The sequence below is a fragment of the Streptococcus parasanguinis genome, from assembly GCF_047463195.1.
Taxonomy (GTDB): domain Bacteria; phylum Bacillota; class Bacilli; order Lactobacillales; family Streptococcaceae; genus Streptococcus; species Streptococcus parasanguinis_R.
This window is the reverse complement of sequence record NZ_JASHEI010000002.1, coordinates 239,002-264,708: the sequence shown is the minus strand read 5'-3', so window position 1 is coordinate 264,708 and position 25,707 is coordinate 239,002. Positions and strand designations below refer to the sequence as shown.

The 25,707-nt window shown below is 42.8% G+C and carries 24 protein-coding genes; 4 read left to right on the top strand and 20 right to left on the bottom strand.

The window, feature by feature from the left end; all coding sequences use genetic code 11:
- The first annotated feature begins 44 nt into the window (after positions 1–44).
- Both QM870_RS02825 and QM870_RS02820 read left to right on the top strand, forming a co-directional pair.
- Positions 45–755, top strand: coding sequence for a LytR/AlgR family response regulator transcription factor (locus QM870_RS02825; protein WP_414368521.1), 711 nt, complete (start codon positions 45–47; stop codon positions 753–755).
- Complete coding sequence (locus tag QM870_RS02820) at positions 755–2,032, top strand: sensor histidine kinase (protein WP_414368519.1); 1,278 nt, start codon at positions 755–757, stop codon at positions 2,030–2,032. Before QM870_RS02825 ends, QM870_RS02820 begins: the two co-directional genes overlap by 1 nt.
- 582 nt (positions 2,033–2,614) lie before the next feature.
- On the opposite strand, the gene QM870_RS02815 is transcribed toward QM870_RS02820, so the two are convergent.
- From QM870_RS02815 to truB, 13 genes are all read right to left on the bottom strand, one after another.
- Positions 2,615–5,158, bottom strand: coding sequence for a M1 family metallopeptidase (locus tag QM870_RS02815; RefSeq protein ID WP_414368517.1), 2,544 nt, complete (start codon positions 5,156–5,158; stop codon positions 2,615–2,617).
- Between the two features lie 129 nt (positions 5,159–5,287).
- Positions 5,288–5,941 (bottom strand): phosphate signaling complex protein PhoU, encoded by a 654-nt coding sequence (phoU, locus tag QM870_RS02810; RefSeq protein ID WP_021152974.1) that lies wholly within the window; start codon positions 5,939–5,941, stop codon positions 5,288–5,290.
- Positions 5,942–5,953: 12 nt separating this feature from the next.
- Entirely contained in the window at positions 5,954–6,712 is a 759-nt protein-coding gene (gene pstB, locus QM870_RS02805) for a phosphate ABC transporter ATP-binding protein PstB (protein ID WP_003003393.1), read from the bottom strand.
- 29 nt (positions 6,713–6,741) lie between these two features.
- A complete protein-coding gene (gene pstB, locus QM870_RS02800) occupies positions 6,742–7,545 on the bottom strand; it encodes a phosphate ABC transporter ATP-binding protein PstB (RefSeq protein ID WP_003006600.1) in 804 nt (267 codons plus the stop codon).
- 10 nt (positions 7,546–7,555) lie between these two features.
- The gene (pstA, locus tag QM870_RS02795; RefSeq protein ID WP_003006597.1) at positions 7,556–8,440 is read right to left on the bottom strand and encodes a phosphate ABC transporter permease PstA; all 885 of its coding nucleotides are present in this window, start codon (positions 8,438–8,440) and stop codon (positions 7,556–7,558) included.
- Positions 8,430–9,341: a phosphate ABC transporter permease subunit PstC gene (gene pstC, locus QM870_RS02790; protein ID WP_014713132.1), complete on the bottom strand. Its 912-nt coding sequence runs from the start codon at positions 9,339–9,341 to the stop codon at positions 8,430–8,432. The genes pstA and pstC overlap by 11 nt, the downstream gene beginning before the upstream one ends.
- Before the next feature lie 16 nt (positions 9,342–9,357).
- Positions 9,358–10,224 (bottom strand): phosphate ABC transporter substrate-binding protein PstS family protein, encoded by an 867-nt coding sequence (locus tag QM870_RS02785; protein WP_414368514.1) that lies wholly within the window; start codon positions 10,222–10,224, stop codon positions 9,358–9,360.
- Between the two features lie 107 nt (positions 10,225–10,331).
- Positions 10,332–11,636, bottom strand: a complete 1,305-nt coding sequence (locus tag QM870_RS02780) for an RsmF rRNA methyltransferase first C-terminal domain-containing protein (protein WP_155199462.1) — start codon at positions 11,634–11,636, stop codon at positions 10,332–10,334.
- Positions 11,637–12,407, bottom strand: a complete 771-nt coding sequence (locus tag QM870_RS02775; protein ID WP_155199461.1) for an inositol monophosphatase family protein — start codon at positions 12,405–12,407, stop codon at positions 11,637–11,639.
- Positions 12,397–12,675, bottom strand: coding sequence for a UPF0223 family protein (locus tag QM870_RS02770; protein ID WP_003003480.1), 279 nt, complete (start codon positions 12,673–12,675; stop codon positions 12,397–12,399). The genes QM870_RS02775 and QM870_RS02770 overlap by 11 nt, the downstream gene beginning before the upstream one ends.
- Before the next feature lie 12 nt (positions 12,676–12,687).
- Positions 12,688–13,089: a Spx/MgsR family RNA polymerase-binding regulatory protein gene (locus QM870_RS02765; RefSeq protein WP_009732658.1), complete on the bottom strand. Its 402-nt coding sequence runs from the start codon at positions 13,087–13,089 to the stop codon at positions 12,688–12,690.
- A 309-nt stretch (positions 13,090–13,398) separates the two neighbouring features.
- On the bottom strand, positions 13,399–14,334 hold the full coding sequence (locus QM870_RS02760; protein WP_155199460.1) for a bifunctional riboflavin kinase/FAD synthetase: 936 nt from the start codon (positions 14,332–14,334) through the stop codon (positions 13,399–13,401).
- Between the two features lie 4 nt (positions 14,335–14,338).
- The gene (truB, locus tag QM870_RS02755; protein ID WP_414368510.1) at positions 14,339–15,235 is read right to left on the bottom strand and encodes a tRNA pseudouridine(55) synthase TruB; all 897 of its coding nucleotides are present in this window, start codon (positions 15,233–15,235) and stop codon (positions 14,339–14,341) included.
- 182 nt (positions 15,236–15,417) lie between these two features.
- Here truB and QM870_RS02750 point away from each other — a divergent pair, with 182 nt between their 5' ends.
- Complete coding sequence (locus tag QM870_RS02750; protein WP_414368507.1) at positions 15,418–16,734, top strand: FAD-containing oxidoreductase; 1,317 nt, start codon at positions 15,418–15,420, stop codon at positions 16,732–16,734.
- Between the two features lie 37 nt (positions 16,735–16,771).
- Here the strand turns inward: QM870_RS02750 and QM870_RS02745 are convergent, their stop codons facing one another.
- The 4 genes from QM870_RS02745 to pcrA form a co-directional block, all read right to left on the bottom strand.
- Positions 16,772–17,572 (bottom strand): alpha/beta fold hydrolase, encoded by an 801-nt coding sequence (locus tag QM870_RS02745; protein ID WP_347089291.1) that lies wholly within the window; start codon positions 17,570–17,572, stop codon positions 16,772–16,774.
- A 31-nt stretch (positions 17,573–17,603) separates the two neighbouring features.
- A complete protein-coding gene (locus tag QM870_RS02740; protein ID WP_118095669.1) occupies positions 17,604–18,047 on the bottom strand; it encodes a GNAT family N-acetyltransferase in 444 nt (147 codons plus the stop codon).
- A 9-nt stretch (positions 18,048–18,056) separates the two neighbouring features.
- Complete coding sequence (locus tag QM870_RS02735; protein WP_048789667.1) at positions 18,057–19,331, bottom strand: DUF2130 domain-containing protein; 1,275 nt, start codon at positions 19,329–19,331, stop codon at positions 18,057–18,059.
- A 328-nt stretch (positions 19,332–19,659) separates the two neighbouring features.
- Positions 19,660–21,945, bottom strand: a complete 2,286-nt coding sequence (pcrA, locus tag QM870_RS02730) for a DNA helicase PcrA (protein WP_414368503.1) — start codon at positions 21,943–21,945, stop codon at positions 19,660–19,662.
- A 152-nt stretch (positions 21,946–22,097) separates the two neighbouring features.
- Between pcrA and QM870_RS02725 the strand changes: the two genes are divergently transcribed.
- Positions 22,098–23,288 (top strand): cation diffusion facilitator family transporter, encoded by a 1,191-nt coding sequence (locus tag QM870_RS02725; RefSeq protein WP_414368501.1) that lies wholly within the window; start codon positions 22,098–22,100, stop codon positions 23,286–23,288.
- Positions 23,289–23,583: 295 nt separating this feature from the next.
- Here QM870_RS02725 and QM870_RS02720 read toward each other — a convergent pair whose 3' ends face one another.
- Genes QM870_RS02720 through QM870_RS02710 form a run of 3 tightly spaced genes read right to left on the bottom strand, consistent with a single transcriptional unit; the run spans position 23,584 to position 25,704 of the window.
- Complete coding sequence (locus QM870_RS02720) at positions 23,584–24,411, bottom strand: amino acid ABC transporter substrate-binding protein (RefSeq protein ID WP_414368498.1); 828 nt, start codon at positions 24,409–24,411, stop codon at positions 23,584–23,586.
- A 9-nt stretch (positions 24,412–24,420) separates the two neighbouring features.
- Positions 24,421–25,050, bottom strand: a complete 630-nt coding sequence (locus QM870_RS02715) for an amino acid ABC transporter ATP-binding protein (protein ID WP_003014104.1) — start codon at positions 25,048–25,050, stop codon at positions 24,421–24,423.
- 12 nt (positions 25,051–25,062) lie between these two features.
- A complete protein-coding gene (locus tag QM870_RS02710; protein WP_023917742.1) occupies positions 25,063–25,704 on the bottom strand; it encodes an amino acid ABC transporter permease in 642 nt (213 codons plus the stop codon).
- Between the last annotated feature and the right edge of the window lie 3 nt (positions 25,705–25,707).

Below are 25,707 nucleotides of genomic sequence, written 5' to 3'. Positions count from 1 at the left end.
TTTTAGTGTCATAATTAGCCAACTCAATTTGATAAGGGGGACTTATGTTAAACGTCGTTATTTGTGATGACTCAACTAGAGATGCTAGTCAGTTAGAACAGTATTTACTTTCTTACGACAAGGTTCCTGTAGAAACAAAACTATATACAAATCCACAAAAAATGCTAGAACAGTTAACAAGGGATACACATTGTGTTTTTTTGGATATTGATATGCCACAAATTTCTGGAATTGACCTTGCACGTGAAATTCGTCAGTTCAATCCTTTTATCCCCATTATTTTTGTGACCAGCTATCGTGATTATATGGAACAAGTATTTGAAGTACAGACTTTTGATTACTTAGTAAAACCAATTGAACCTCAAAGGCTAAATAAGGTAGTAGACAGAATTTTACGTTATTTAGATTTAGGACAAACCATCTTTAACTTCTCATTTGGAAAACAAAGTTACTCTATTCCTTTAAGTGACATTACCTATTTTGAGAAAGATAAGCGTTCCGTTTTTATTTACACACTAGCAGATACCTATAAGTCCTTACTGAAAACTCAAGACATTTTAGATAAACTACCTGATTATTTTATTCAAATTCATGCTTCTTATATTGTAAATCCCAAATATATAAAAGATTTTGATGCGAAAACAGTAACTATTTTGCTAAATGGAACCGAGGAGCATTCACTTCCAATTAGTCGTAAGTTCCAGTCTTCTTTTAAAGAAAAATACTATAACTATCTCAGTGAAAGGAATTTCTAATGCTAATAGGATTGCGGATCATTAGTATCTTGTTTGACTTATTTCTGGCAAGTGTTTTATTTTATAGGCCAATATCCAAAAGTAAACATTCAAAAGAGACACTTTTAGCCCTTTGTTGTTGCTTGCTTTTTCATGTAGCTCTTGTGTTTATATTTTTAGAAAGTCGCGTTTTTTTAGTCAGCAATCTCCTTCTTAGTATTTTAGAATCCTCTCTTGTAGGACTCTATTTTGGCTACTCCTTTCGTGATTCTTCCTTTTGGATATTCTTACAAACAAGCCTGACATTATTAGCCGGAGCTGTCCTCAATCAAGCTATCCAACTATTTCTTCCACTGTCAAAAGTATCGAAAAATTTAGGAATGATTAGTGGTTACCTTGCCATCAGTTTTCTTTTTTCAACTGTGATCACTCTTGTTCTTCGACAGCTATTTCGAACACATCAAAAGTTAAGCATGGCAACATCTAGAAGAAATTGGCTTTATCAATTTATCGTGCCGATTTTATCGATTATTTTTGCCTTTACTGTATCTGCTATTCAAGGGCAAGTATTTGGACCAGATTATCTTTCTGTCATTTCACTCTTGTCTCTTATTGTATTGTCGTTTTCCTCGCTGTATTTTACCTTGCATCTTTCTCAACAACAGCACGCTTATTATCAAAATAAATTGGATAAAGAACAACTTCAATTCCAATTAAGAGAAACACAACAGTCTCAAGAAGAATACCAACGATTGCAAAGTCTTCGGCATGACTTAAAAAATAAACATTTAACCCTCTTGGCACTTCTAGAAGAAAATCCTGATGAGGCTAGAGAGTACCTTCAATCGTTAACCGATAGTATTTCAGGAAAACAAACCTTTTACTCCAAAAATCCAACGGTTAATTATTTACTGAATCAAAAACTGCACGATGTGGAAGATGAAATTGAATTGGATATTAACTGCTTTATCCCACAAGAACTATCTATTCAGCCAGATGTTCTAGCTGTTATTTTAGGAAATTGTTTGGATAATAGTATTTCAGCCTGTCTTCGATTGACTGATAAATCAGAGAGAACATTGTCTCTGAATATACGTTATTTTCAACAAAATCTATTTATTTCGATCAACAATACCTTTAATGAACAGGAACAAGAGACTCGTAAAACACGTCAAAGAGATGGTTGGGGCTTGCGAAACGTTGATGCCCTAGTACAAGAATACCAAGGAACTATCAAACGATTCAAAGAAAATGGCCATTATCGAACGGAGATCCTCTTACCAAGTCCAGTAAACTAATGATTCTTCTCCTTTGAGGTCTTATTCAGGTCATTTATAAAAAAGAGGCTGGGCAAAATCTGTCCAGCCTTTGAAGTTAGATAGAAATAACAGTTTGACACATTGGTTGATTGCTCATAGCACTGCTTTGAGGTGACGCAAACAGTATTTCCTTTATCTGCAACCTCCAACACTCTTCCAGACTGTTGTATCTATGCGGGGGTGGAAAAATTGAAAAGAGAGGACTTCTTTCCCACTCCATTAGGATGTAGTTAAACTATCATTAACCAACCTAAATGATGCCCCAAAAATTAAAATAATATATTTTTTAAGTCTCAATCAAATATACACTGAAACTTTCCGCCGTGAGAAAAATGCCTGAAACACAATTGTTTCAGGCACTCGGGAGTTTTGAGAGTAAAACAGTTCGGGGAACTGTTTTAGCCTGAGCCCAAAAATTGAAAAGTGAAGGGGCTCAAAACTAAGTCATGGAACTTCAAAGAAGTTCGCTGACGTCCGTGCTCACCTAAGGAAAGTTTCAAAGATGACGTTGTCTACATTCTAAGATGCTACAGAATGAATTCTGTAGCATCTTTTTTCAATCTATTTTGTCGCAAGGATAGCAGCTTCTACTGCTGCTTTTTCCCGTTGGATTAAATCCACACGAGCAGCAATTTCTTTGATTCCCATCTTGATATTACGACTGATCGCCATATCATCCAATTGAGGCTCAAAGAAGGCCTTGTATTCATTCAACCGTTCATGGGTCTTGAAACAGTTAGCTGGGTAGATGACAAACTTATCAAAGCTCATATCACCACCAAGTGCTTTCTTGATCCAATCCCAGTTTTCACGCGCCCAAGTCCAGGTTCTACCTTGGGTAAAGTCATCATGCAAGAAGTTGTAATACCAGCTCATAGCCAAGTCCTGAGGTTTCACCACATCCTTGTTCTTCCACTCCTTCAATAGAGCTTCCAAAGTTTCCTTATCCTTGGTATAAGAAAGTGCAGCCGCCAACTGGCGTTTAAAGTTTCCATCAACTGTCTTAACATAAGTATCCAGGTATTGTCGGCTAAGCTCCTTGGTTTCCTGGTGCTTGATTTGGTTGACCAAGATTTGCAAGCGGATGGCCGCTGGAAGTTTTTCCAAATCATCTGCATGCGCTTCAAAGATAGCGCTCGCTTGAGCTTTTGCAGCTTCATCATTGGCCTTGATCATATTAGCAATCATTAGTTGACGAACTTTTTCGTCTTCTTCTGTTTCACCAGGCTTAGCTTCTAGACCCAAGCGTTCAAAGTTGTAACGGTTCAGGCGTTTCAACAACTCATGGAAGGCCGCTTCTGTTTCAGTTCCTTCATCCACAAAGAGACTGATTCCAGCTAAGACGCTCGAAACAGCTGAAACAACCAAGTAGGAACTTTCTTCTGTCAAGTGTTCAATCACTGGCAAAAGGCTTGCATAAGAAATTTGACCACTTTCCGCTAAGAGACGGCGTTCTTGAACCACTTGTAGTTTCGAAGTGCTATCCAAGCTAGCAAGTTCAGCAAGGATGTCTTCCAACAATTCCCCACGGTAGTCACTGATATAATGAGCTGTATTTTCTGTATTGAAGCGAAGAGCTCCGCTGTTAGCTGCTTTCAAGGCACTGTAGTTTGGAATTTCTAAGACTTCAGTTTCCAAAGTATCTGGAATACCTGTCCAGTTGCTATTTAAAGGAACAACCCACTTGCGACCTTTTTCTTCTCTTTCTCCGATGAAGAACTGCTCTTGACGGATGATCAAGGTATCGTTCTCCACAGAAGCTGAGACAACAGGGTATCCTGGTTGCTCCAACCATGAATCCATAAAGGCTGCGACATCACGACCTGAAGCCTGCCCAAGAGCATCCCAAAGGTCACGACCGATGGTATTGCTGTATTGGTGTTTTTCAAAGTAGATCTTCAAGCCTTTACGGAAGGCGTCATCGCCTAACCAACGGCGAAGCATGTGCATGAGACGGCTACCCTTGGCGTAAACGATTGCTGGGTCAAAGAGGGTGTTGATCTCATCAGGGTGTTTGACTTCCACATGGACGGATTGAACGCCATCTGTAGCATCGCGTTTCAAGGCAGCAGGCACACCGGTTGTTTGGAAGTCTTCGAAGATATTCCAGCTTGGTTCGATAGCATCCAAGCTGACATATTCCATCATATTGGCAAAACTTTCATTCAACCAGAGGTCATCCCACCATTTCATGGTCACGAGGTTTCCGAACCATTGGTGAGCCAATTCGTGAGCCACCACCAAGGCTACTGTTTGACGGCTTTGGGCAGTCGAGTTTTCATCTACAAGGAGATAAACTTCACGGTAGGTTACCAAGCCCCAATTTTCCATCGCTCCTGAAGAGAAGTCTGGAAGAGCGATATGAAGGGATTGAGGGATTGGATACTTAACGCCATAGTAGTCTTCGTAGAATTCAATAGCACGAACGGCAATATCTAATGAGAAGTCCAAGTTTTCTAATGGGTGAGCTTTGGTAGAGTAGACACCGACTAGGGTTCCATTCTTGGTCTTAGCTGTCACTCCTTGAAGATCTCCAGCAGCAAAGGCAAGGAGGTAAGAAGACATCCGTGGAGTCGTATCAAACTTCCAAATTCCTGTTTCTTTGCGGTTTTCCACATCGATTTCAGGCATATTTGAAAGGGCGATTTCACCTTCTTCTTGGTCAAATTTCAAAGAAAGATCGAAAGTTGCTTTGGCTTCAGGCTCGTCCACACTTGGAAAAGCTTCACGCGCAAAATGGCTCTCAAACTGGGTAGAGAGGACTTCCTTCTTCACGCCATCAATGCTGTAGTAAGATGGGTAAATCCCTGTCATATTGTCTGTGATCTTACCAGAATAGGTCAGAGTAACTGTCACTTGACCTGTTCCTTCCAATTCAACATAGACTGCTTCATTGTCATCATCAACCGTAAATGGACGGGCTTGACCTGCTACTTCTACTGTTTCGATGGTCAAATCCTTTTGGTGAAGCGAGATCTTGTCCGCCTTGGCTTGACCTGTGATCACCACACGACCGCTAAAGGTCTTGGTTTTACGATTTAAATCCAAAAACACTTCGTAATGTTCTGGAACGAATGTTTCTACAAAATGTGCAACTGCTTGCATAATTTCCTCCTTTAAATGTTTCTTGCTTTCCAATGAAAAGCCCTAATAAAACTATTTTATCACAAAGTCAAGATAAAAGAAAAGACAAGCATTAGAATGCCTGTCTGATATCGAAAAGACTCTATGATCTTACATTTCGATAATTTTACCTGTTTCGAAGTAAACCACCCATTCACAGATGTTTTTTGCATAATCTCCGATACGTTCCAAGAAGTTGATCACTTGGAAATAATCCCTCCCGGTCACGATGGACTCAGGATTTTTCCGAATTTCTTCTGTTGCTAATTCTTGGATGCTATCGAAGTAATGGTTGATGACTTCGTCTCGTGTCGCAACTTCATAGGCCAAATCCACATCGCCTTTGAGGTAAACATCTAATGTCGCTTCGACAAAATCTTTGACTTCACGGCCCATCTTGCTGATCTCTTCCTCAACAGATTGGATGCGGACTTCCCCTTTCATGCGAATCGTTGCCTTGGCAATTGATACTGCGTGGTCACCCATCCGCTCTAAGTCGGAGACCGCTTTTAAGACAGTCATCACGATACGAAGGTCTTGTGAAACGGGCTGTTGAAGGGCAATAATCTCAAAGGATTTGCGCTCTAACTTCACTTCGTAGTCGTTGATCTCCGCGTCATCTTCGATAACTTGGCGGGCCAATTCACGGTCATGGGTCACGAAAGCGCGGACCGTACGGTTGATCTGACTCAACACTTCATTTCCCATTGCATAAAACTGGTTATGCAACTTCTCTAAATCTTCTTCAAATTGAACTCGTAACATTTTATTTTCTTCCTATCCAAATTTACCAGAGACATAGTCTTCTGTTTCTTTCTTAGCTGGGTTCAAGAACATTTCATTGGTGTCATTGTACTCGATCAAATCCCCATCCAAGAAAAAGGCTGTTTTATCGGAAATCCGACTCGCTTGTTGCATGGAGCGTGTCACCAAGAGCATGGTGTAGCGGTCTTTTAGTCCATACAAGGTTTCTTCAATTTTACCAGCTGAAATCGGGTCCAGCGCTGAAGTTGGCTCATCCAAAAGAATAATCTTTGGACTGGTCGCAAGAACCCGCGCCACACAGACCCGCTGTTGCTGACCACCGGAAAGTCCGATCGCCGAATCATGCAGGCGATCCTTGACTTCATCCCAGATGGACGCGCGTTTCAAAGAGGTTTCAACTGCTTCATCCAAGACAGCCTTGTCCTTGACACCATTAATCATCAATCCATAGGTCACATTATCATAAATGGACATTGGGAAAGGATTGGGCTGTTGGAAGACCATTCCGATTTCCTTACGCAATTCGACCGTATCGGTCCGTGGTCCGTAGATATTATGTCCATTGTAGAGGATGGTTCCTGTGGTAGTGACCTCATGGTTGAGGTCGCCCATACGGTTAATAGCTTTTAAAAGGGTAGATTTTCCTGATCCTGAAGGACCAATCAAGGCTGTAATCTCCTTTGGAGCAAAGTCCAAGGAGACGCTATTTAGAGCCTTCTTTTTATTGTAATAAACCGACAAGTCCTTGACTTGCAAAATTGGTTCTGTCATTCTATTTTCCTTTTTGTTGTCATTTTACTTTATCCAAAGTGACCAGATACATAATCGTTGGTCGATTGCAATTTCGCATTTTGGAAAATATTCGAAGTCTTATCGTACTCGATGAGGTTTCCAAGGTAGAAGAAACCGGTATAATCACTAGCACGGGCTGCTTGTTGCATGCTGTGGGTCACGATGACAATGGTATAATCCTTCTTCAACTCAAGCATGGTTTCTTCTAATTGAGCTGTCGCGATCGGATCAAGCGCTGAAGCAGGCTCATCCATGAGTAAGATATCTGGCTTCACAGAGATAGCCCGCGCGATACAGAGCCGTTGCTGTTGACCACCTGAAAGAGTCAGGGCTGATTTATGAAGGTCATCCTTGACCTGATCCCATAGGGCTGCCTGTTTCAAAGAAGTTTCGACCAATTCGTCCAAAATCTTCTTGTCTTTCACCCCAGCGCGTTCATGCGGGAAGGTGATGTTTTTATAAATCGATTTGGCAAAAGGATTGGGCCGTTGGAAAACCATCCCAATGTGCTTGCGCATTTCATAAACATTGATATCTGGACGATTAACATCGATTCCTTCATACCAAATTTCCCCCGTTACACGCGCAATATCGATGGTATCATTCATCCGGTTCAAACTACGAAGGTAGGTTGATTTCCCAGATCCTGAAGGACCGATCAAGGCTGTAATTTTATTTTTTTCAAACTGCATGTCGACGCCTTTAATGGACTCGTTCGTTCCATAATAGACATGCAAATCTTTGGTCGATAGGACCACCTTTTCTTCAGGAAAAGTAATGATGTGTCTCTCATCCCAATTGTATTTTGACATTTCTTCTCCTTTAAGCAGATGTTAGTTTTTTATGGAGGTAACTTCCGAGTTTGCGTGCTCCAAAGTTAAAGATCAAGATAAAGATCAAAAGAACGGCGGCAGAACCGGCTGAGACTTCGATTGAGTCTGGAATGGTTCCTTCACTGTTGACCTTCCAGATATGGACAGCCAAGGTTTCAGCCTGACGGAAGATCGAAATCGGACTGGTTACACTAAAGATATTCCAGTTTGACCAATCTAGAGCTGGAGCTGATTGACCTGCTGTATAGATCAAGGCAGCAGCTTCCCCGAAGATCCGCCCTGAGGCCAAGACAACCCCAGTAATAATACTTGGAAGAGCTTCTGGTACCACGACATGGATCACAGTTTCCCAGCGAGACAAGCCCAGAGCTAGACCTGCTTCGCGCTGCGTATGGTGGACGTGTTGCAAGCTATCTTCGATATTGCGAGTCATCTGTGGCAGGTTAAAGACGGTCAAGGCCAGGGCCCCTGAAATGATCGAAAATCCATATTTGAACTGGACAACAAAGACCAAGTAACCAAAGAGACCTACAACGACAGATGGCAAGGAAGACAAGATCTCAATACAGGTACGAACCAAATTGGTCAAACGACCTTTTTTAGCATACTCAGAGAGGTAAATCCCAGCTCCAAGAGAAAGTGGGAAGGAAATCACCAAGGTAATGACCAAGAGAAAGAAGGAATTATACAATTGAATTCCGATCCCTCCTCCTGCTTGGTAAGAAGAAGATTTTCCAGTCAAGAAGTGCCAAGATACATGGGGCAAGCCACGGACTAAGATATAAAGGATCAATGAGGCAAGAATCGCAACGATGATCCCTGAAATAGCATACAGCACTCCTGTCGCAATTTTATCCATTCGTTTAGCGTGCATAGTTCTTCTTACCTCTTTCTTTCGTAATCAGTTTAATCACACTGTTAAAGGCAAGACTCATGAGGAGCAATACCAAGGCGAGTGACCAAAGAACATTGTTATTGACCGTACCCATGACGGTATTTCCGATTCCCATGGTCAAAATAGAGGTGAGGGTGGAAGCTGGTGTTGTGAGCGAGGTTGGTACCACTGCCGAGTTTCCTACAACCATCTGGATAGCCAAGGCTTCCCCGAAAGCACGCGCCATACCAAAGACAACCGCTGTAAAGATTCCAGAGCGGGCTGCCTTGAGCGTGACATGCCAAATAGTTTGCCAACGGGTCGCTCCCATGGCCATACTAGCTTCCCGGTAATGACGAGGCACAGCTCGGAGGCTATCGGTCGTCATAAAGGTAACAGTTGGCAGGATCATAACAAAGAGGACAAAGACCCCTGAGAGAATCCCAAAACCAGTCCCTCCAAAGAGACTACGCGTAAATGGGACGACCACTTGAAGACCAATGAATCCGTAAACAACTGAAGGAATCCCCACTAAGAGCTCAATCGCTGGTTGCAAGAAACGAGCTCCTTTAGGAGAGACTTCTGTCATGAAAACAGCTGCACCAATGGCAAACGGCGTTGCCAAGAGGGCAGAAAGCAAGGTTACAATAAAGGAACCTAGAATCATTGGTAGGGCTCCGAATTCCTTTGCAGCAGGATTCCAAGAGCTCCCAAATAGAAAACTAAAGATATTGACTTTATTGACAAAGAAAGTCGATAAACCTTTTTGGGCCACGAAAATCAAAATCATGGCAACGACGACAACAATCAAACTCATGCATAGAAAAGTAATGGTTTTCCCAAATTTTTCTAGGCGGGAGTTTTTTGATTTCGTCAGCATTTTTTTTGCTACTTCGTTCATTTTTTACCTAATTCTTTTATTTTTTTGTCACATTCCCTTTTAAATCACGGGTGACTTTCATATCATTGATTGGGATATAGCCCATCTTACCAACAACTTTTTGCTGGATCTCATCGGTCATCATGTAGTCAATGAATTTTTTAGACAACTCATTGGGTTTTCCTTTGGTATACATGTGTTCATAAGACCAGATTGGCCAGTTATTGTTGACAACATTGGCTTTGGTTGGTTGATAACCGTTAAGCTTCATGGTTTTGACACTGCTATCCAAGTAGGTAAAGGCTAGATAAGAGATGGCTCCTGGCGTTTGAGAAACGATGTTTTTCACCATTCCATTAGAGTCTTGCTCTTGGGCCTGCTTGGGTTGTTTGCCATCCATGATAATGGCATCAAAGACAGCACGGCTACCAGAACCAACCGCCCGGTTCACAATCGTGATTTCAAGATCTGGACCTCCCAATTGCTTCCAGTTGGTATATTCACCCGTAAAGATCTTTCGCAATTGCTCTGTTGTCAAATTATCTACTGAGATATTTTTATTGGCAATGATGGCTGTCCCTGCCACGGCTACCTGATGATCGACTAGACTAGAGGCATCAATCCCAGATTTTTCCTCCGCAAAAAGGTCACTATTTCCGATGTCCACAGCGCCTGATTGAACTTGTGAAAGTCCTGTACCAGAACCTCCTCCTTGTACATTTACAATCTTACCAGGATGTTCTTCAATGTAGCGATCTACTACTCCTTCAACCAAGGGTTGTAAGGCAGTCGATCCGACAGCAGTGATGGATTCTCCGCGATTGATCCAAGAAGCACAAGCAGATAAACTTCCTGCTAATGCGATCGTCGCTAGTCCTAGGATCAGCTTTTTAGACTTTTTCAAATCATGTCTCCTTGATATTTCACTATTTCACTTATGATTTTGACAAGTTTTTTTCAAAAAAACCTGTACTTCCACTATATCATAGAACGGGTTCTTTGCCCAGCATTTTACCTAAAACGAAGCCCCTTTGGATAGAAATTTTTCAGGGTCTGTCCGGTCACTTTGGCAAAGCCCAAACCATTGCCTTCGACCAGGACCTGGTACCATCCATTTGGATGCGTTTCCTTCAATTGGACCGTCTCTCCTACCACATAATGAACAAAGTCCTCAGGCGTGATCGAAACGGTCTCTTTGACTTCACTCGGTCTCAATGCTAGACCAAGGGCAAAACTAGGTTCAAATCGATTTTTCTTGAAGGTTCCTAGGTGCAAGCCATTTCGGGCTATTTTTACTTTGCGCAAATCTGGTAAACCTAAAGGAACCAAATACAGCTCGTCCCCAAAGGTTTCGAGGACACCTTCTAGAGTGATCTTCAAGTGTTTCTTAGAAAACTCCTGCCACCATTTCTTTTGCTCCGCAGATAATTGGTCCTTTTTGGAAGGGATTTTGGCAGGACGATTCTCTCCTAGATAACGGAACTTAGCAACAAATTGTCCCTCCCCTTTAAAGAGATGAGGATACATGCGCGCCGTTTCTGGATGGTCAATGCCTTCTGCCATACCATTGATCTTCTCGATCGTTTCCAGCTCCAGATCATAGTTTTCCAAAAGCCAGGATACGACCTCTTCATTTTCCTCTGGAGCCCAGGTACAGGTTGAATAAACCAAGGAACCACCTGGAACCAACATCTTGAGAGCATCCTCTAGAATTTCTCTTTGAAGAAGACTACACTCTCGAGGATAATCGATGGACCAATAGTCCATGGCATCTGGTTGCTTACGGAACATCCCCTCACCTGAACACGGGGCGTCTAGTACAATCAGATCAAAAAAGCCTGAGAAAACTTTGGCCAGACGATCGGCAGACTCATTGGTCACCAGCACATTTCGCGCACCAAAGCGTTCTACATTCTCTACAAGAATTTTCGAACGACCCTTGTGGATTTCATTGGAGACCAAGAGTCCCTGATTATCCAAATAAGACAAGAGCTGGGTGGTCTTTCCACCAGGAGCTGCGGCCAAGTCTAAGACCTTCATTCCTGGCTTAGGCTGGGCGACTTGGACCACTATCTGAGCTGCTGGTTCTTGCGAATAGACCAAGCCCGTCGCGTGCTCGATGGATTTTCCTGAGACCTTTCCATAATGGCCCCAAGGGGTATTGGGAATCGGATCATCAAATGCTTTTTGAGCTTCTTTCAAAGGATTAGTCCGAAAGGCCGATACTGCTTCTTGTTCAAAGGTCGCAAAAAAAGCAGCAGCATCCTCACCTAGAAGATGCTGGTATTTTTCTTTAAAACCATTGGGAAAATTCATTTAACTTCTCCCTTTCTTAAGATAGGTTTGAATTTCTGTTAACTTCACTTTTGGAACCATCATAATGGGTTCCACTGACTGGTAATTAGGTTTATCTCCATTTAGATTTAAAACGGTATAGCCCAACTGTTCCCCCATGATCGCAGCTGCGGCATAATCCCAAGGCCAGATATAGCTAAAATAAGCTAGAATCCCACCTGAGAGAATTTTTGAAAAACTAATACCGGCACTTCCGTAGACCCGAATGCCAAGAGAATCCATACCAAGATCGGCCATACCCCAGTCATTTTTCTCAAGCATGCCGACATTTGAAGCAATCAGAAAGTTTTCCAGAGGTTGGTCCACAAAGGGTGTCAGTTCAACCTCATTGCGATACACAGGGAATTCTCCACCCCCATAAAAAAGGTTATCCCGCATCACATCGTAGATCAGGCCAAACTGACCAATTCCGTCTTCAAAATAGGCCACCATCACCGCAAAATCTTCCTTTTGGGTCACAAAATTATTGGTCCCATCAATAGGATCAATCACCCAAACGGATCCTTCTGAAATTGGGGAGCGAAGGCCATCTTCCTCCGCAAAAATCCGATCATCTGGGTAGCGATGTGTGATTTTTTCAACCAAATCCTTTTGAACCTGTTGGTCCATCTGGGTGACTAAATCTGTCGGCCCAGTCTTTTTTGAGATCATCAAGTCATCATGGAGATGAAGACGCAAGTAGTCTCCAGCCTCTAAAACGATTTGTTTGGCAAACTCTAATTTATTCTTCAAGAGAAAACCATCCTTCCTCTTTTTGCTTTGCAGCCTGGGTCGCACGATAGAGAGAATAACCGCTCACTTCTTCGAACTCCCGTCCAAGACGCTTTTCTTCTCCGATACTAGGCACGACCTTCTTAAAAGCGCGGTAGGCTTCCATGTATTCTTTGGCTTCTACCTTACTTTCATAGGCTTCTTCAACTTTATTGAAAAAAGAAAGCACTGAAGCAAGCTCTTCAGTGCTCCACGATAAGTCCAGTGGGTAACTATAATTTTTTTGCATTCGACATACTTCTTAGTTTATTTCTGCTCTTAGAGTGGCAGAGCGTAACTCTTGTTTGCGATAACTCCGTGGCAAGAAGGCCCGAATTTCATCTTCGTTAAAGCCAATCTGCATGCGTTTGTTATCTAAAATAATCGGTCTCCGCAAGAGACTTGGATTTTCCTCAATCAGATGGATCAAGGCTGAGATGGATAAATCTTCAACATCAACATCCAATTTTTGAAAAATTTTTGAACGAGTTGAAATAATGTCGTCTGTTCCGTTTTCGGTCAAGGCCAATATACTTGTCAACTCCTGTTTGCTCAAAGGACTTGTCATAATATTGTGTTCTTTAAATGGAACATCGTGCTTTTTTAACCAAGCCCGAGCTTTTCGACATGATGTACAACTCGGCGATAAAAATAATGTAATCATGTGGTTCACTTCTTTTTTTATATATAACTATCTGACTCTATTATACAAAAAAAATAGGTGCTTGAAAAGCGCTTTTTTGATTTCTAGACGATTTTTCTGAATTTCAGTGGAAAAAAGAAATCCCTTTCATTTTTCCCAAGAAGAGGCCCGAAAAAAGAGAGTGGGACAGAAATCGGTAATTCGTTAGAATTCGATTTCGTCGTCCCACCTCCGCACAGTTGAGTAGGGCTGTAAAAGCTGATGAAATCAGCGTAGTAGAGCCCACTCAACCACTGCGTCTTGCTCGACAATCCAAAAACAATTGAGAGGCTAGGACTTTTGTCCCACTCCCTTGGTCCAGTTTCGTGAAACTGCTTCATCTTCTTCTAGTTGCGCCACTAGTTGATCGATCCCATCGAATTTGACCATTTCTCGAATCTTATCCAACCAATGAATGGTCAGGGTATGACCGTAGATATCTCCTGTAAAATCAAAGAGATTGACTTCGAAACGAAGCTCTTTTCCATCAAAGGTGACATTTTTCCCAACAGAAGCCATGCCACGATAGATCTGCCCTTTAAAATCGACATCAACTACATAAACCCCATCTGATGGTAGATAGGTCCGGTCAATCGGCGCTAGATTGGCGGTAGGATAGCCAATAGTGCGACCACGCGCATCCCCATGCACGACGATTCCTCGACTGGATAAAGGGTGACCAAGTAGACGGGCAGCTTCTTGGACGCGTCCTTCTAGGATAGCTTGACGAATACGGGTCGAACTAATCTTCTCCCCCTGATCCAATACAGGAGAAATGACTTCCACTTGACCATCAAAATAATCAGCTAAGTCAGAGGCCTTTTTCTTATCAGAGCCAAAACTATAATCAAATCCAGCAATTAAAACTCGGGCTCTCAAGGCTTTGACAAATTGATCGACAAATTCTTTGGCAGTTTTAGAAGCAAAATCGGTCGTAAAATCAATGAGGAAGAGCTCATCTACTCCTAGTTCGTTTAATTTTTGGAACCGATCCTCAGGACTTTGCAAATGGAGTAACAATTCTGGTTGGTAGCGAACAAAGGCTAACTTAGGAGATTCAGGAAAGGTTAACAAAGCGACCTTCAAGCCTTTTTCATCCGCGATCTGACGCGCCATTTTAAAAAGTTCTTGATGTCCCAGATGCAGGCCATCAAAGTAGCCCAGAACCAAAACTGTCTCATTCTCCAAATGGATCTGGTTAGCAGTAGTAATCGTACGAATATTCATGAATTTATTGTAACACACTTTCTGTCAGAAAAACCTTGCGAGGTTTGTAAAGTTCTTCTCTTTTTTCTAAAATGGCTACCAATTTCCCTTGGTAAAAAGCAGCTAACTCTTTGGCTTCGCTCTCAACCGGAATAAAGCGTCCCACTTGGACTTCACCGACCTCTTCTACTGTCAGCTCTACTTTTTCCAGATCCCCTGTTCCAAATTCAAGTGGATGAAGGAAGCTCAAATCTCCTTGCCCTACTTTTTCAGCCACTTCTTCTAAGGTCAGGGCATCATCCAGTGACAAACCAGCAGCACTGGTCCGTGTCAAATGAGACATATGGGCTGCGTAACCCAGTTTTTGACCAAGGTCCACAGATAAGGTCCGGATATAGGTCCCCTTGCTGCATTTAACCCGGAAGCGAAAACGGGCCAGGCCTTCTTCATAGCCAATCTCACTAGTGCGCGTGAATTCATAAATGGTTACCTGCCGGACAGGGCGTTCCACTTCTTCTCCTGCCCGCGCATATTCATAGAGCTTACGTCCATTGACCTTGACTGCTGAATACATAGGTGGTACTTGCTCGATTTCTCCCACCATTTGGGCAATCATGCGGTCCACCTCTGCTACATCTAAAGGGGCTTCCACTGGGGTCCGCTCTATGACTTCCCCACTGGCATCCTCCGTCGTGGTAGAAAATCCCAAAGTGATTTCTCCCTCATAGACCTTGCCTTCATCTTGCATGAATTCGACCATCCGGGTCGCCTTTCCAACTGCAATCGGAAGCACTCCCACCACATCTGGATCCAGCGTTCCCCCATGGCCGATCTTCTTAGTTCCTAAGATTTTTCGCAGTTTAAAGACCACATCATGTGAGGTCATGCCTGCTTCTTTTTTTACATTGATAATTCCGTCCATCTGATTTGTTCTTTCTAACTGATTGTGTGACCATCCGGGCCACCGACCCTTTATTATACCATGAAACAAGACTTCTTGTCCCTCTTTCCCCCCTTCCCATGAGCTCCTAAAAAATCCCGTAGCAGATTTCAGACTTTTTAAAATGGGTTTGATACAATAGAAAGCGAAAGAAGGTGTAACATATGTTAATGTATGATGTTATTGTGATTGGATTTGGTAAAGCTGGTAAAACACTTGCAGCGAAATTATCAAGCCAAGGAAAAAAAGTTGCTCTAATTGAAAAGAGCAAATCTATGTACGGTGGTACTTGTATCAATATCGCTTGTATTCCAACCAAGACCTTGATTGTTGCAGCAGAAAAAGGCTTGGATTTTGAGCAAGCCATGAATGAGAAAAATGCAGTCACTACTCGTCTCAATGGCAAGAACTACGCAACCATTGCTGGAACTGGTGTAGACATTATCGACGCGACGGCTCGTTTCGTCTCCAACAAGGTCATCGAAATTCAAGCTGGAGATGAAAAGGAAGAATTGACAGCTGAAACCATTATTATTAATACTGGTGCTGTGCCAACTATCCTTCCGATTCCAGGATTGGCTGAAAGTAAATTTGCTGTGGATTCAACCGGTATTCAACGTTTGGAAAACCTACCTAAACGCCTGGGTGTCCTTGGTGGTGGACCAATCGGATTGGAATTTGCTCATCTCTATAATACCTTGGGTAGCCAAGTAACGGTGCTGGATGCTTCTGAAACATTCTTGCCACGGATCGAGCCAAGTATTGCAGCTCTTGCAAAAAGCTACCTTGAAGAAGACGGTATTCAATTCTTGCAAGGCGTTCATACCCAAGAAATCAAAGATGGCCAAAACAGCTTAACGGTTGTCACAGATAAGGGAGACTTTGAGTTCGATATCCTTCTCTACGCAACAGGTCGTAAGCCAAACACAGCTGGACTTGGTCTTGAAAACACAGACATCCAAGTCACTGATCGTGGAGCGATTCAAGTAAACCGTCATTTGGAAACCAGCGTCCCTGGTGTCTTTGCAGTTGGGGATGTCAATGGTGGTCCTCAGTTCACTTACATGTCACTCGATGACTTCCGCATTGTCTTCAACTACCTTACAGGCGATGGTAGCTACAATCTCGAAACTCGTAGAAATTATGCGACAACACTCTTTATTGCTCCTCCACTTGCCCAAGTCGGCTTGACCGAGCAAGAAGCACGTGACAAAGGACTTCCAGTTGCTGTTAAAGAATTGCCAGTTGCTGCTATGCCACGCGGTCACGTCAATGCAGACCTTCGAGGTACCTTCAAAGCCGTTGTCAACTCAGAAACCAAAGAAATCCTTGGAGTGACGCTCTTTGGAGAAGCTGCAGGCGAAATCATCAACCTGATCACCATGGCCATGGACAACAAGATCCCTTATACTTACATCGCAAAACAAATCTTTACCCACCCAACCATGGCAGAAAACCTAAACGATCTCTTTGCGATTTAAATAGAATAAAAACGCTGGAAAATTTTTCCAGCGTTTTTTAGTTTAAGAATTCACAGACAGCCTCTTGAAATGCTTTATTTTCTTCATAAAGAGCATGCCCAGAGTGCTTAAGAATGAGGAGTTGACAACCTGAAATCGCTTTTGCTAGTTCCTTAGATCCGTCCACACCGACCACATCATCTTCAAGGGCACCAAGGATCAGGGTCGGACAATGAATTTCTTTTAAGGCCTCAAGGCTATTATGTTCCAGGCAAGACTGAGACTGAATGGCTATTCTATTTTCATCTTTGATTCGCCCCAAGCGACCCATGACATTATAAAGCAACCGCCACTTTTGATAGCTCTTTTGCGTGTAGGAATGCTTTGCAATATCCAGCATGAGATGCTTAAAATTTCCAGATTGACTAAGTTGTTGCCAATGCTCAATTCGTCCTCTAGCAAGTTGACTAGGTTTTGCAGTGGTCACGGCTAAGATGAGCTTTTGAACCTTTTCAGGGAAATCTGCAGCTAGCCATTGAGCAATCATTCCACCTTGTGAAATCCCCATGACATAGGCTGTATCTAGGTTTAGTGTCTCCATTGCTTCTGCTACATCTGCTGCCATATCCCGCGTCGTATAGCCCTGCCTCAACTCATTGATTCGAGAAAAAACATAGATTTTATAACACTTAGCAAGTAGACGATAAGAGAGGGAAAAGAGCTGGGCCTTTCCTTTAACCGTCTGCAACCCATCTCCCAAGCCTGGTATGATCACTAATGGCTGTTTACCTTTACCAAATGTCACATAGTCCATGCTCTTTTCGTTAAAATATAAGGTTTTCCCTTTTGTTGAAGACATTACTTCGTTCCCTCTACTATTTTTTCATGATTTATTTAGGTTGAGTTTTTAAATGCAAGGCAAAGCCAGCAGTCACTTTTTCAAATCCAACTGCCTGATAAAATTGATGTGCAGCATTTCGTTCAGCGGTTAATCCACTATTTAGAGCCAGTGCCTCAACTCCTTCTTTTACCGCTTGTTTTTTCAATTCATCGATTAGCCTACTGGCAATTCCTTGTCGTCTTGTTTCTTTTGCAACTGACAAAGCCAAAATACGATAGTAAGATCCATCTGCTTCAAAAAAGAAGAGCTTTGCATAACCTAAGAAACCTAAAATTTCTCCGTTTCTTTCAGCTAAAAGACAGCCATAATGCGGCTGAGAAAGAATCATTTCTAAACGTCGAGACAGCTTAGAAGCGGTCGTTGGATAGCCCAAGTCTTCGTATAGAGACAGTAGGGCTTCAGCATCTTTCATGGTTGCTTTTCGTATCTGCATAGGATTCTCCTATTCTTCCTTCAAGGCATCAAACTTAGCCTTCATGGTTGGATTTTTCCGTGTCAATTTTTTAACGGAAACATCATCCAACTTGTTGTTAGCAAGACGAAGTTGATTTTCTGATGTAGTCAAGAACTTCTTAACTTCTTCCATCCGTTTAATAGCCTTGTCAATTTCATCGATGGCCTTACCGAAGTTGACGGAAGCTGAGTTGTAGTTCTTAGCAAAGGCAACTTTGAAAGCATCCAGGTCTTCTTCAAAGTGGGTGATGTCGATATTTTGTTCACGAACAAGCGCCAATTCCTGCTTGTATTTGAGGGAATTGAGGGCCGCATTACGCAGGAGCCCAATGATCTGGATAAAGAACTGAGGACGCACCACATACATCTTCTCATACTCGTGGCTAACATCGACAATCCCTGTGTTGAAGTAGTCATTATCTGCCTCAAGCATGGTCACCAAAACCGCATATTCACAGTTCTTTTCTCGACGGTCCTTGTCCAATTCCTTGTAGAAATCCGCATTCTTATGCTTCTTCTCGGTCCCGTCGGCTTCATTCTTCATCTCAAACATGATGGAGATAATCTCCACTCCATTTTCATCACACTCGCGGAAGATAAAGTCACCTTTAGACCCACGTGCAGAGACCTTGTTGTCCTTTTCAAAATAGGCATTTGGGAAGGCAAAACTGCGAACCTTGTTGAATTCACTTTCTGCATACTGTTCCAGACTTTCCCCGATAGCCTTAGTCGACTGCTGGGCCTTAAAATTCTTGTAGAACTCGACCTGTTCATTGGCTGCCTTAAGCTGAGCCTCATAATTTTGTTTGACAGAAGCTAGGGATAGTTCATTTTCCTTCTCTTGAAGGAGCAATTGGTTTTGTACCTGATCACGCTCCTTCTCCAAATTAGAAAGCGTCTTTTGCAGTTGATTCTCATGCTCCAAGCGCAAGGTGGCCAACTGATTTTCCAGTGCTTGCACTTCTTTTTCTTTCTCTAGCAGGCTTTGGCTAGCTGTTTGCTCCACCTCTTTTTTGGCCAATTCTTTTTCGGTATCAAACTGTTGAATCTGGTTTTGTAACTGAGCAATTTCTTGGTCCTTCTTAGCTAACTTCTCTTGTTGCTCATTAAGGGCCTTTTGCTCAGCTAAAGCCAACTCTTGTCGAATCCGCTCATGAATTTCCTTGTCAAACTCAGCTGTCCGTACCTGTGACAAGAGTTCGCTGTATTGACTTTCATTGACTGTAAAGACTTCCCCACAGTTGGGGCACTTGATTTCGTTCATAGCATGCCTCTTTCTCTATTCTTAGTATATTATATCATGCCACCAGTAAAATCAAAACCAACAAACGAGGCTTGCTCCTACTATTTCCCTAGTTTATGACAGTGAATAGAGTAAATGAGAGAATTTAAGAAAGAAGAACAATGACCATTAAAACTTCCCGCCGTGAGAAAAGCAGTAGAAACAAATTTGTTTCTGCTGCTCGGTAGATTTGAGACGGAAGGCTCAAATCTAAGGTATGGAATCCCAAAGGGAGTCGCTACCGTCCGCCCTCACCTAAGGGAAGTTGATAAAAGGACAAAACCAGCAAGCTTAGCTTACTGGCTTTAGTTTATTTCTTTTCAATCGGAGCGACACTGGCCAAGAGTTTTTTGAGACCCACTTCTGGGAAGTTGATCTTGAGCTCTTGGGTACTACCACTACCAGAGACTTCTAGAACAGTTCCTTCGCCCCACTTCTTGTGAATGGCAATGTCGCCAATAGACCAAGCGACGCTTTCTTTAGCAGCATCTCGGTTACTATTGCCAAAGGGGAGGCTTGATGACGTGAGAGCACTTGGGGCTGCTTGTCTCTTGCGCTCTTGAAGGGCTTGTGACAGGCTCATGCCTTTTCCAAAGGTAGTTCCGCCACCATTGCTATAAGAAGCCTTAAAGCTAGTGTTGACTGGACGGGCTAATCCTTGGTAAGTCAATAAATCCGAGCTAATTTCATTGATGAAACGCGTTGGCCGGTTGTAGCTGGTCCGTCCAAAGAGCAAACGTGAGTTGGCATTTGTCAAGAAGAGAACCTTCTCTGCCCGCGTGATCCCTACATAAGCTAGGCGACGCTCTTCTTCCAACTCGTCTGGATCCTCTGCTGCACGACTAAGAGGAAAGACATTTTCTTCCATTCCAATCAAGAAGACGACTGGGAACTCCAATCCCTTAGCCGCATGAAGAGTCATCAAGGTGACTTCAGAAGTTTCTTGCGCCCCATCATCTGTATCGGCAATCAAGGCCAAATCGTTCAAGAAACGACTCAAGGTTTCCACACCTGATTCGTCTTCGACGGTTTCCCCATTTTCATCAAAATTCTTAGTAACAGACAGGAACTCTTGGATATTCTCGATGCGGGCCTGACTTTCCAAATTCCCCTGATTGGTTAAGGCTGTCATATAACCTGTCTTGTCAAGGACTTCTTCGACCAACTCTGTAATGGTCAGTTGGTCCAATCTTTCTCTCAAATCAAGAATGAGATTGGCAAAGTCCCAGATGGCTTGGGCTGCCTTTCCTTTAATGCCTGAGAGCATGATATTGGCTGAAGCATCCAGGAGTGAGGACTCTTGCATTTGAGCAAAGTCGCGAATCTTATCCACTGTACCTGGCCCGATTCCCCGCTTGGGTTCATTGATAATGCGCTCAAAACTGATATTGTCACTGAGGTTGGCAATCAAGTTCAGATAAGCAATGACATCCCGAATTTCCTTCCGGCTGTAGAACTTAGTGCCCCCTACCATGGTGTAGGGAATGTTAGACTTGAGCAGGGCTTCTTCAATGGTCCGTGACTGGGCATTGGTCCGGTAGAGAACGGCAAAATCACGGTGTTTGTAGCCAGCTTCGCGACTAAGCTCTTCAATCGTTTTAGCAACAAAGACTGCTTCATCCTGCTCGTCATTAGCCCGGTAATAGACAATCTCTTCCCCGTCTTCATTTTGTGTCCAGAGATTCTTCGGACGGCGGTGGCGATTGTTTTTGATGACATCATTGGCTGCTTGCAAGATCGTCTTGGTCGAGCGATAATTCTCTTCTAGGAGGACGACCTTAGCTTCCTTATAATCCTTCTCAAAGTCCAGGATATTCTGCATATCTGCTCCCCGCCAGCCATAAATAGACTGGTCCGCATCCCCAACGACACAGATATTTTTAAAGCGTGAAGCCAAGAGTTTGACCAACTGGTATTGGGCATGGTTGGTATCTTGATACTCGTCTACGTGGATGTATTGGAACTTCTGCTGATAATAGGTCAGCACATCTGGATGCTGATCAAAGAGACGCAGGGTCAACATGATCAAATCATCAAAGTCCACTGCTTCTGACTGACGGAGTTCCTTTTGGTAAGCCTCATAGCACTTGGCGACGATCTGGGTGTACATATCGCCAGCCTGGGCGACGTAGGCCACTTCATCGATCAGGTCATTTTTGGCATTGGAAATAGTCCCCAAGATGGTCCGTTCATTCCATTTTTTAGGATCCAAGTTCAAGGACTTCAAAATCCGCTTCATCAAGGTCCGTTGCTCACCCGGGTCGACAATGGTAAAGTTACGATTGTAGCCAATGTGATCCGCATCTCGGCGAAGGATGCGCACACACATGGAGTGGAAGGTTGCAATCAAGCAATCTTGGGTGGCTGGATTTAACTGATAAGCCCGCTCCTTCATCTCCCGAGCGGCTTTATTGGTAAAGGTAATGGCCAAAATATTCCAAGGATTGACCATTTTTTCATCGATCAAGTAAGCAATGCGGTGGGTCAAGACACGTGTCTTACCAGAACCAGCCCCCGCCATGATCAAGAGGGGACCTTCTGTCGTTTGGACCGCCTCTGCTTGGCGATCATTCATACCATTCAATAAAGGATTCATCTCATACTCCTCATTCATTCAATCGTTCTATTATACCACAAAAACCGTCCTAGCTTCTTTTAAAAAAGGACTCATTTGAATTTCCCTTCCAAAAACGATATAATAGTAGCTTAAAGAAAACAGGTTCATATCCGAGGTTGTAGGAGGAAATTTTGGAAAAACCATACAGTAACTTAAAACTGGCCGAACGTGGTGCCATCATCAGTATTTTAGCCTATTTACTACTTTCTTCAGCAAAATTAGCTACTGGCCATCTGCTTCACTCCTCTAGTTTGGTAGCCGATGGATTTAACAACTTATCAGATATTATCAGCAATGCTGCCCTGCTCATCGGGATTCGTCTCGCTCGCCAACCAGCTGACCGCGATCACAAGTTTGGTCACTGGAAAATTGAGGATCTAGCTAGTCTAGTCACCTCCATCATTATGTTTTATGTCGGTTTTGATGTCTTACGCGATACCCTCCAAAAGATCTTCAGCAATGAAACAGTTAGCATTGATCCACTCGGTGCTGGCGTCGGAGTGATTTCAGCCCTTGTCATGCTAGGCGTTTATTTCTACAATCTTCGCTTAGCCAAACGAGCCAAATCCAAAGCCCTAAAAGCAGCCGCAAAAGACAATCTTTCAGACGTCGTCACATCTCTTGGAACGTCGATCGCGATCGCTGCTAGTGCTTTTAACTATCCAATTGTCGATAAAATCGTAGCCATCATCATCACCTTCTTTATCCTCAAAACAGCCTACGATATCTTTATGGAATCTTCCTTTAGTCTTTCAGACGGCTTTGACGATAGTCTCCTCGAAGATTACGAAAAAGCTATTTTAAAACTCCCTAAGATTGCGCGTGTGAAATACCAACGCGGACGGACCTACGGAAGCAATATCTATCTGGACGTTGTCTTGGAGATGAATCCCGATCTTTCCGTCTATGAAAGCCATGCGATCACAGAAGAAGTCGAGGATCTCCTGAAAGAAGAATTTGGAGTCTTTGACATTGACGTCCATGTAGAACCTAGCTCAATTCCTGAGGATGAGCTGATCGAAAACGTTGAAAAGAAACTCTTAACCTACGAAAAACGCCTCTTTGCTAAGCAAGAGTTTGATACATTGCTAGCGGATAATTATACCTTGATTGACGATACCGGTCACGAACACAACAAGGCAGAATTAATAGAGGCTCTCGCAAGCGACCAAGTTCAATTCCAAAACTTTGAACTAGAGTCCATCAGCCAAAAAACCAAACTCATACGCTATGAACTAGACGGTCAAATCCATACCAGTCTCTGGCGTCGCCACGAAACGTGGCAAAAGATTTTCCATCAAATTACAAATAAAACAGATTAAAAAGCCAGGAAGTATTTCCTAGCTTGAGAGAGCAGCCAAACCTTATAAAAAAAGTTAATTGATCCTCTAAAAATTTTCTAATTTTTAAAATGAATCAAAAGTATACCAAAACTTTCCGCTGTGAGAAAAGTGCTAGAAACAGTGATGTTTCTAGCACTCGGGAGTTTTGAAACCTTAGGTTCAAAACTAAGTCATGGAACTTCGTAGAAGTTCGCTGACGTCCGTACTCACCTAAGGAAAGTTTTTGAGATAACTTTGTCTTTAATATAAAGCTAGGAATCATTTCCTAGCTTTTTTACTTGATATCGTCTGTTGCTACATCCGTTCCGAACCACTTCTTAGAGATCTTTTGGAATTGGCCCTTTTGATAGAGTTTTACAAAAGCTTCATCAATTTTTTTCTTCAAGGTTTTATCCGCCTTGCGCACTCCTACCGCAAAGGATTCAGTTTCAAAACCGACAGGAAAGACATTGTAGTCTTTTAAAATTCCTTCCGTCTGCAGATAATAGTTGGCATAGACACGGTCGATTAAGAGGCCATCGATCCGATCATTCTGAAGATCGATCAGCGCCTCGTTGAAACTCTGGTATTGGGTAGCCTTTTGATTTTTAACCTTATTTTTTATGATTTTAGGATTGGCTTCAAAATCCATATAGCCAGACGATCCGGTCTGGGCACCTAATCGTTTCTCTTTCATCCCATCGACTGATTGGATCCCAGAGGCTTTCTTAGTGACCAAGACTTGTTCATTTTTCATATAGGGCTTAGTAAAAGCAACACTTTCCCGACGTTCATCTGTTGCCGAATAGCCATTCCAGATGGCATCAATGGTACCATTTTTCAGTTCCGTCTCTTTCATATCCCAATCAATGGGTTGCCAGTTGACATGAATCCCATAAGATTCAAAGACTTGATTGGCCAAATCAATGTCAAAACCAGCGTAGCTCCCATCTTTTTGCTCAAAGCCCATGGGAACGAAAGTATTATCAAAACCAATCGTGATGGACTGCTCTTTTTGGTATTTTTGCCAGTTGTCCACTTTAGGATCACTCACTGTCTGTCCACAGGCAGTCAGAAGAACGAGACTAAGGACACCTAGCAGCCATGGTATTACTCGTTTCATCCTCTCCTCCTATTTAGGCTCAACCTTGAGAAGAACATCCGCAATTGCTTCTGCAAATGGAATATCATGGGTAACAACGATCTGAGTCATCCCCAGTTCACGGTTTTGCAAGATTAACTTCTCAACTTCTAATCGCAATTCTGGATCCAAGGCCGAAGTCGGCTCATCATAGCCAATAATTTCTGGATCGATCATCATAGCACGAGCCAGTGCCACCCGTTGCTTCTGACCACCAGATAGAGAGAAGGGATAAGCATCCGCATGTTGTTCGAGTCCTAGACGCTCCAGTAAGCTCATGGCTTTTTTACTCGCTTCTTCCTTAGTCACATTCATGGTCTTAACAGGAGACAAGATAAGGTTTTCCATGACCGATAAATGTGGAAATAATTGAAAATCCTGGAAGACAAAACCAAGAAGATTTCGTTTTTCTAAGGCATCCAGAGGCAAGTTTTCACCATTGTAGATGATCTGACCAGAATCAATCGTTTCAAGACCAGCTAACATGCGAAGCAAGGTGGTCTTTCCTCCCCCAGAAGGACCAACAATGGCGACAATTTGTTTTTCAGGAACGAGAAGATTGAAATCTGATAAGATCTGCTTATCCCCAAACCGTTTCGAAATTTGTTTTAATTCTAACATATGCTTCTCCTCCTATTTATAATATGAAAAGTTCTTTTCAACTCGCTTGGCAATGATGGTCACGATCCCAATGAGGATTAAATAAATAGCTCCCGCCAAAAACATGGGTGCTAGACTGGCATCACGATTGGCTGCCGTCCGACTAGCGAGGATCAAATCACTAATTCCCAGAGCATAGACCAAGGAGGTATCTTTAATCAAGGACATGACTTCATTGAAGACACTTGGAAGAACGATCTTCACCACCTGAGGCAAAATGATATAGCGAATTGTTTGCCATGAACTCAATTTCAAGACCTTGGCCGCCTCATACTGACCTGTCGGAATGGCAACAATTCCTCCACGGAAGATTTCCGCAAAATAGGCTGCATAATTGAGGGTGAAGGCTGTAATAGCCGCAGGCAACCGATCAATCCGAATCCCGATACTTGGAAGGACGTAATAAATAAAGATCAACTGAAGCAAAAGAGGAGTTCCTCGCATGATCCAGATATAAATCGTTAGGAGTCCATGCAGGATCTTTGAGCGCAATTGAAGCAAAAAGGCAACAACGATTCCTAGTGGAATCGATAAAATCAATACGAAAGCAAACACTTGCAAGGTGAGGCTTGCTCCCTTTAACAAACTTGGTAAAATTTCCAAAGCATACTGCATAGC

Bases quoted from the DNA above. Each gene is read 5' to 3' on its own strand.
- QM870_RS02760 (WP_155199460.1), bottom strand. From the start codon at position 14,334: ATGAATATTCGTACGATTACTACTGCTAACCAGATCCATTTGGAGAAT.
- QM870_RS02715 (WP_003014104.1), bottom strand. From the start codon at position 25,050: ATGTTAGAATTAAAACAAATTTCGAAACGGTTTGGGGATAAGCAGATC.
- QM870_RS02765 (WP_009732658.1), bottom strand. From the start codon at position 13,089: ATGATTACATTATTTTTATCGCCGAGTTGTACATCATGTCGAAAAGCT.
- pstA (WP_003006597.1), bottom strand. From the start codon at position 8,440: ATGCACGCTAAACGAATGGATAAAATTGCGACAGGAGTGCTGTATGCT.
- QM870_RS02770 (WP_003003480.1), bottom strand. From the start codon at position 12,675: ATGCAAAAAAATTATAGTTACCCACTGGACTTATCGTGGAGCACTGAA.
- pstC (WP_014713132.1), bottom strand. From the start codon at position 9,341: ATGAACGAAGTAGCAAAAAAAATGCTGACGAAATCAAAAAACTCCCGC.
- pstB (WP_003003393.1), bottom strand. From the start codon at position 6,712: ATGACAGAACCAATTTTGCAAGTCAAGGACTTGTCGGTTTATTACAAT.
- QM870_RS02780 (WP_155199462.1), bottom strand. From the start codon at position 11,636: ATGAATTTTCCCAATGGTTTTAAAGAAAAATACCAGCATCTTCTAGGT.
- QM870_RS02710 (WP_023917742.1), bottom strand. From the start codon at position 25,704: ATGCAGTATGCTTTGGAAATTTTACCAAGTTTGTTAAAGGGAGCAAGC.
- truB (WP_414368510.1), bottom strand. From the start codon at position 15,235: ATGGACGGAATTATCAATGTAAAAAAAGAAGCAGGCATGACCTCACAT.
- QM870_RS02750 (WP_414368507.1), top strand. From the start codon at position 15,418: ATGTTAATGTATGATGTTATTGTGATTGGATTTGGTAAAGCTGGTAAA.
- QM870_RS02815 (WP_414368517.1), bottom strand. From the start codon at position 5,158: ATGCAAGCAGTTGCACATTTTGTAGAAACATTCGTTCCAGAACATTAC.
- pcrA (WP_414368503.1), bottom strand. From the start codon at position 21,945: ATGAATCCTTTATTGAATGGTATGAATGATCGCCAAGCAGAGGCGGTC.
- QM870_RS02720 (WP_414368498.1), bottom strand. From the start codon at position 24,411: ATGAAACGAGTAATACCATGGCTGCTAGGTGTCCTTAGTCTCGTTCTT.
- QM870_RS02820 (WP_414368519.1), top strand. From the start codon at position 755: ATGCTAATAGGATTGCGGATCATTAGTATCTTGTTTGACTTATTTCTG.
- QM870_RS02825 (WP_414368521.1), top strand. From the start codon at position 45: ATGTTAAACGTCGTTATTTGTGATGACTCAACTAGAGATGCTAGTCAG.
- QM870_RS02735 (WP_048789667.1), bottom strand. From the start codon at position 19,331: ATGAACGAAATCAAGTGCCCCAACTGTGGGGAAGTCTTTACAGTCAAT.
- pstB (WP_003006600.1), bottom strand. From the start codon at position 7,545: ATGTCAAAATACAATTGGGATGAGAGACACATCATTACTTTTCCTGAA.
- phoU (WP_021152974.1), bottom strand. From the start codon at position 5,941: ATGTTACGAGTTCAATTTGAAGAAGATTTAGAGAAGTTGCATAACCAG.
- QM870_RS02745 (WP_347089291.1), bottom strand. From the start codon at position 17,572: ATGTCTTCAACAAAAGGGAAAACCTTATATTTTAACGAAAAGAGCATG.
- QM870_RS02740 (WP_118095669.1), bottom strand. From the start codon at position 18,047: ATGCAGATACGAAAAGCAACCATGAAAGATGCTGAAGCCCTACTGTCT.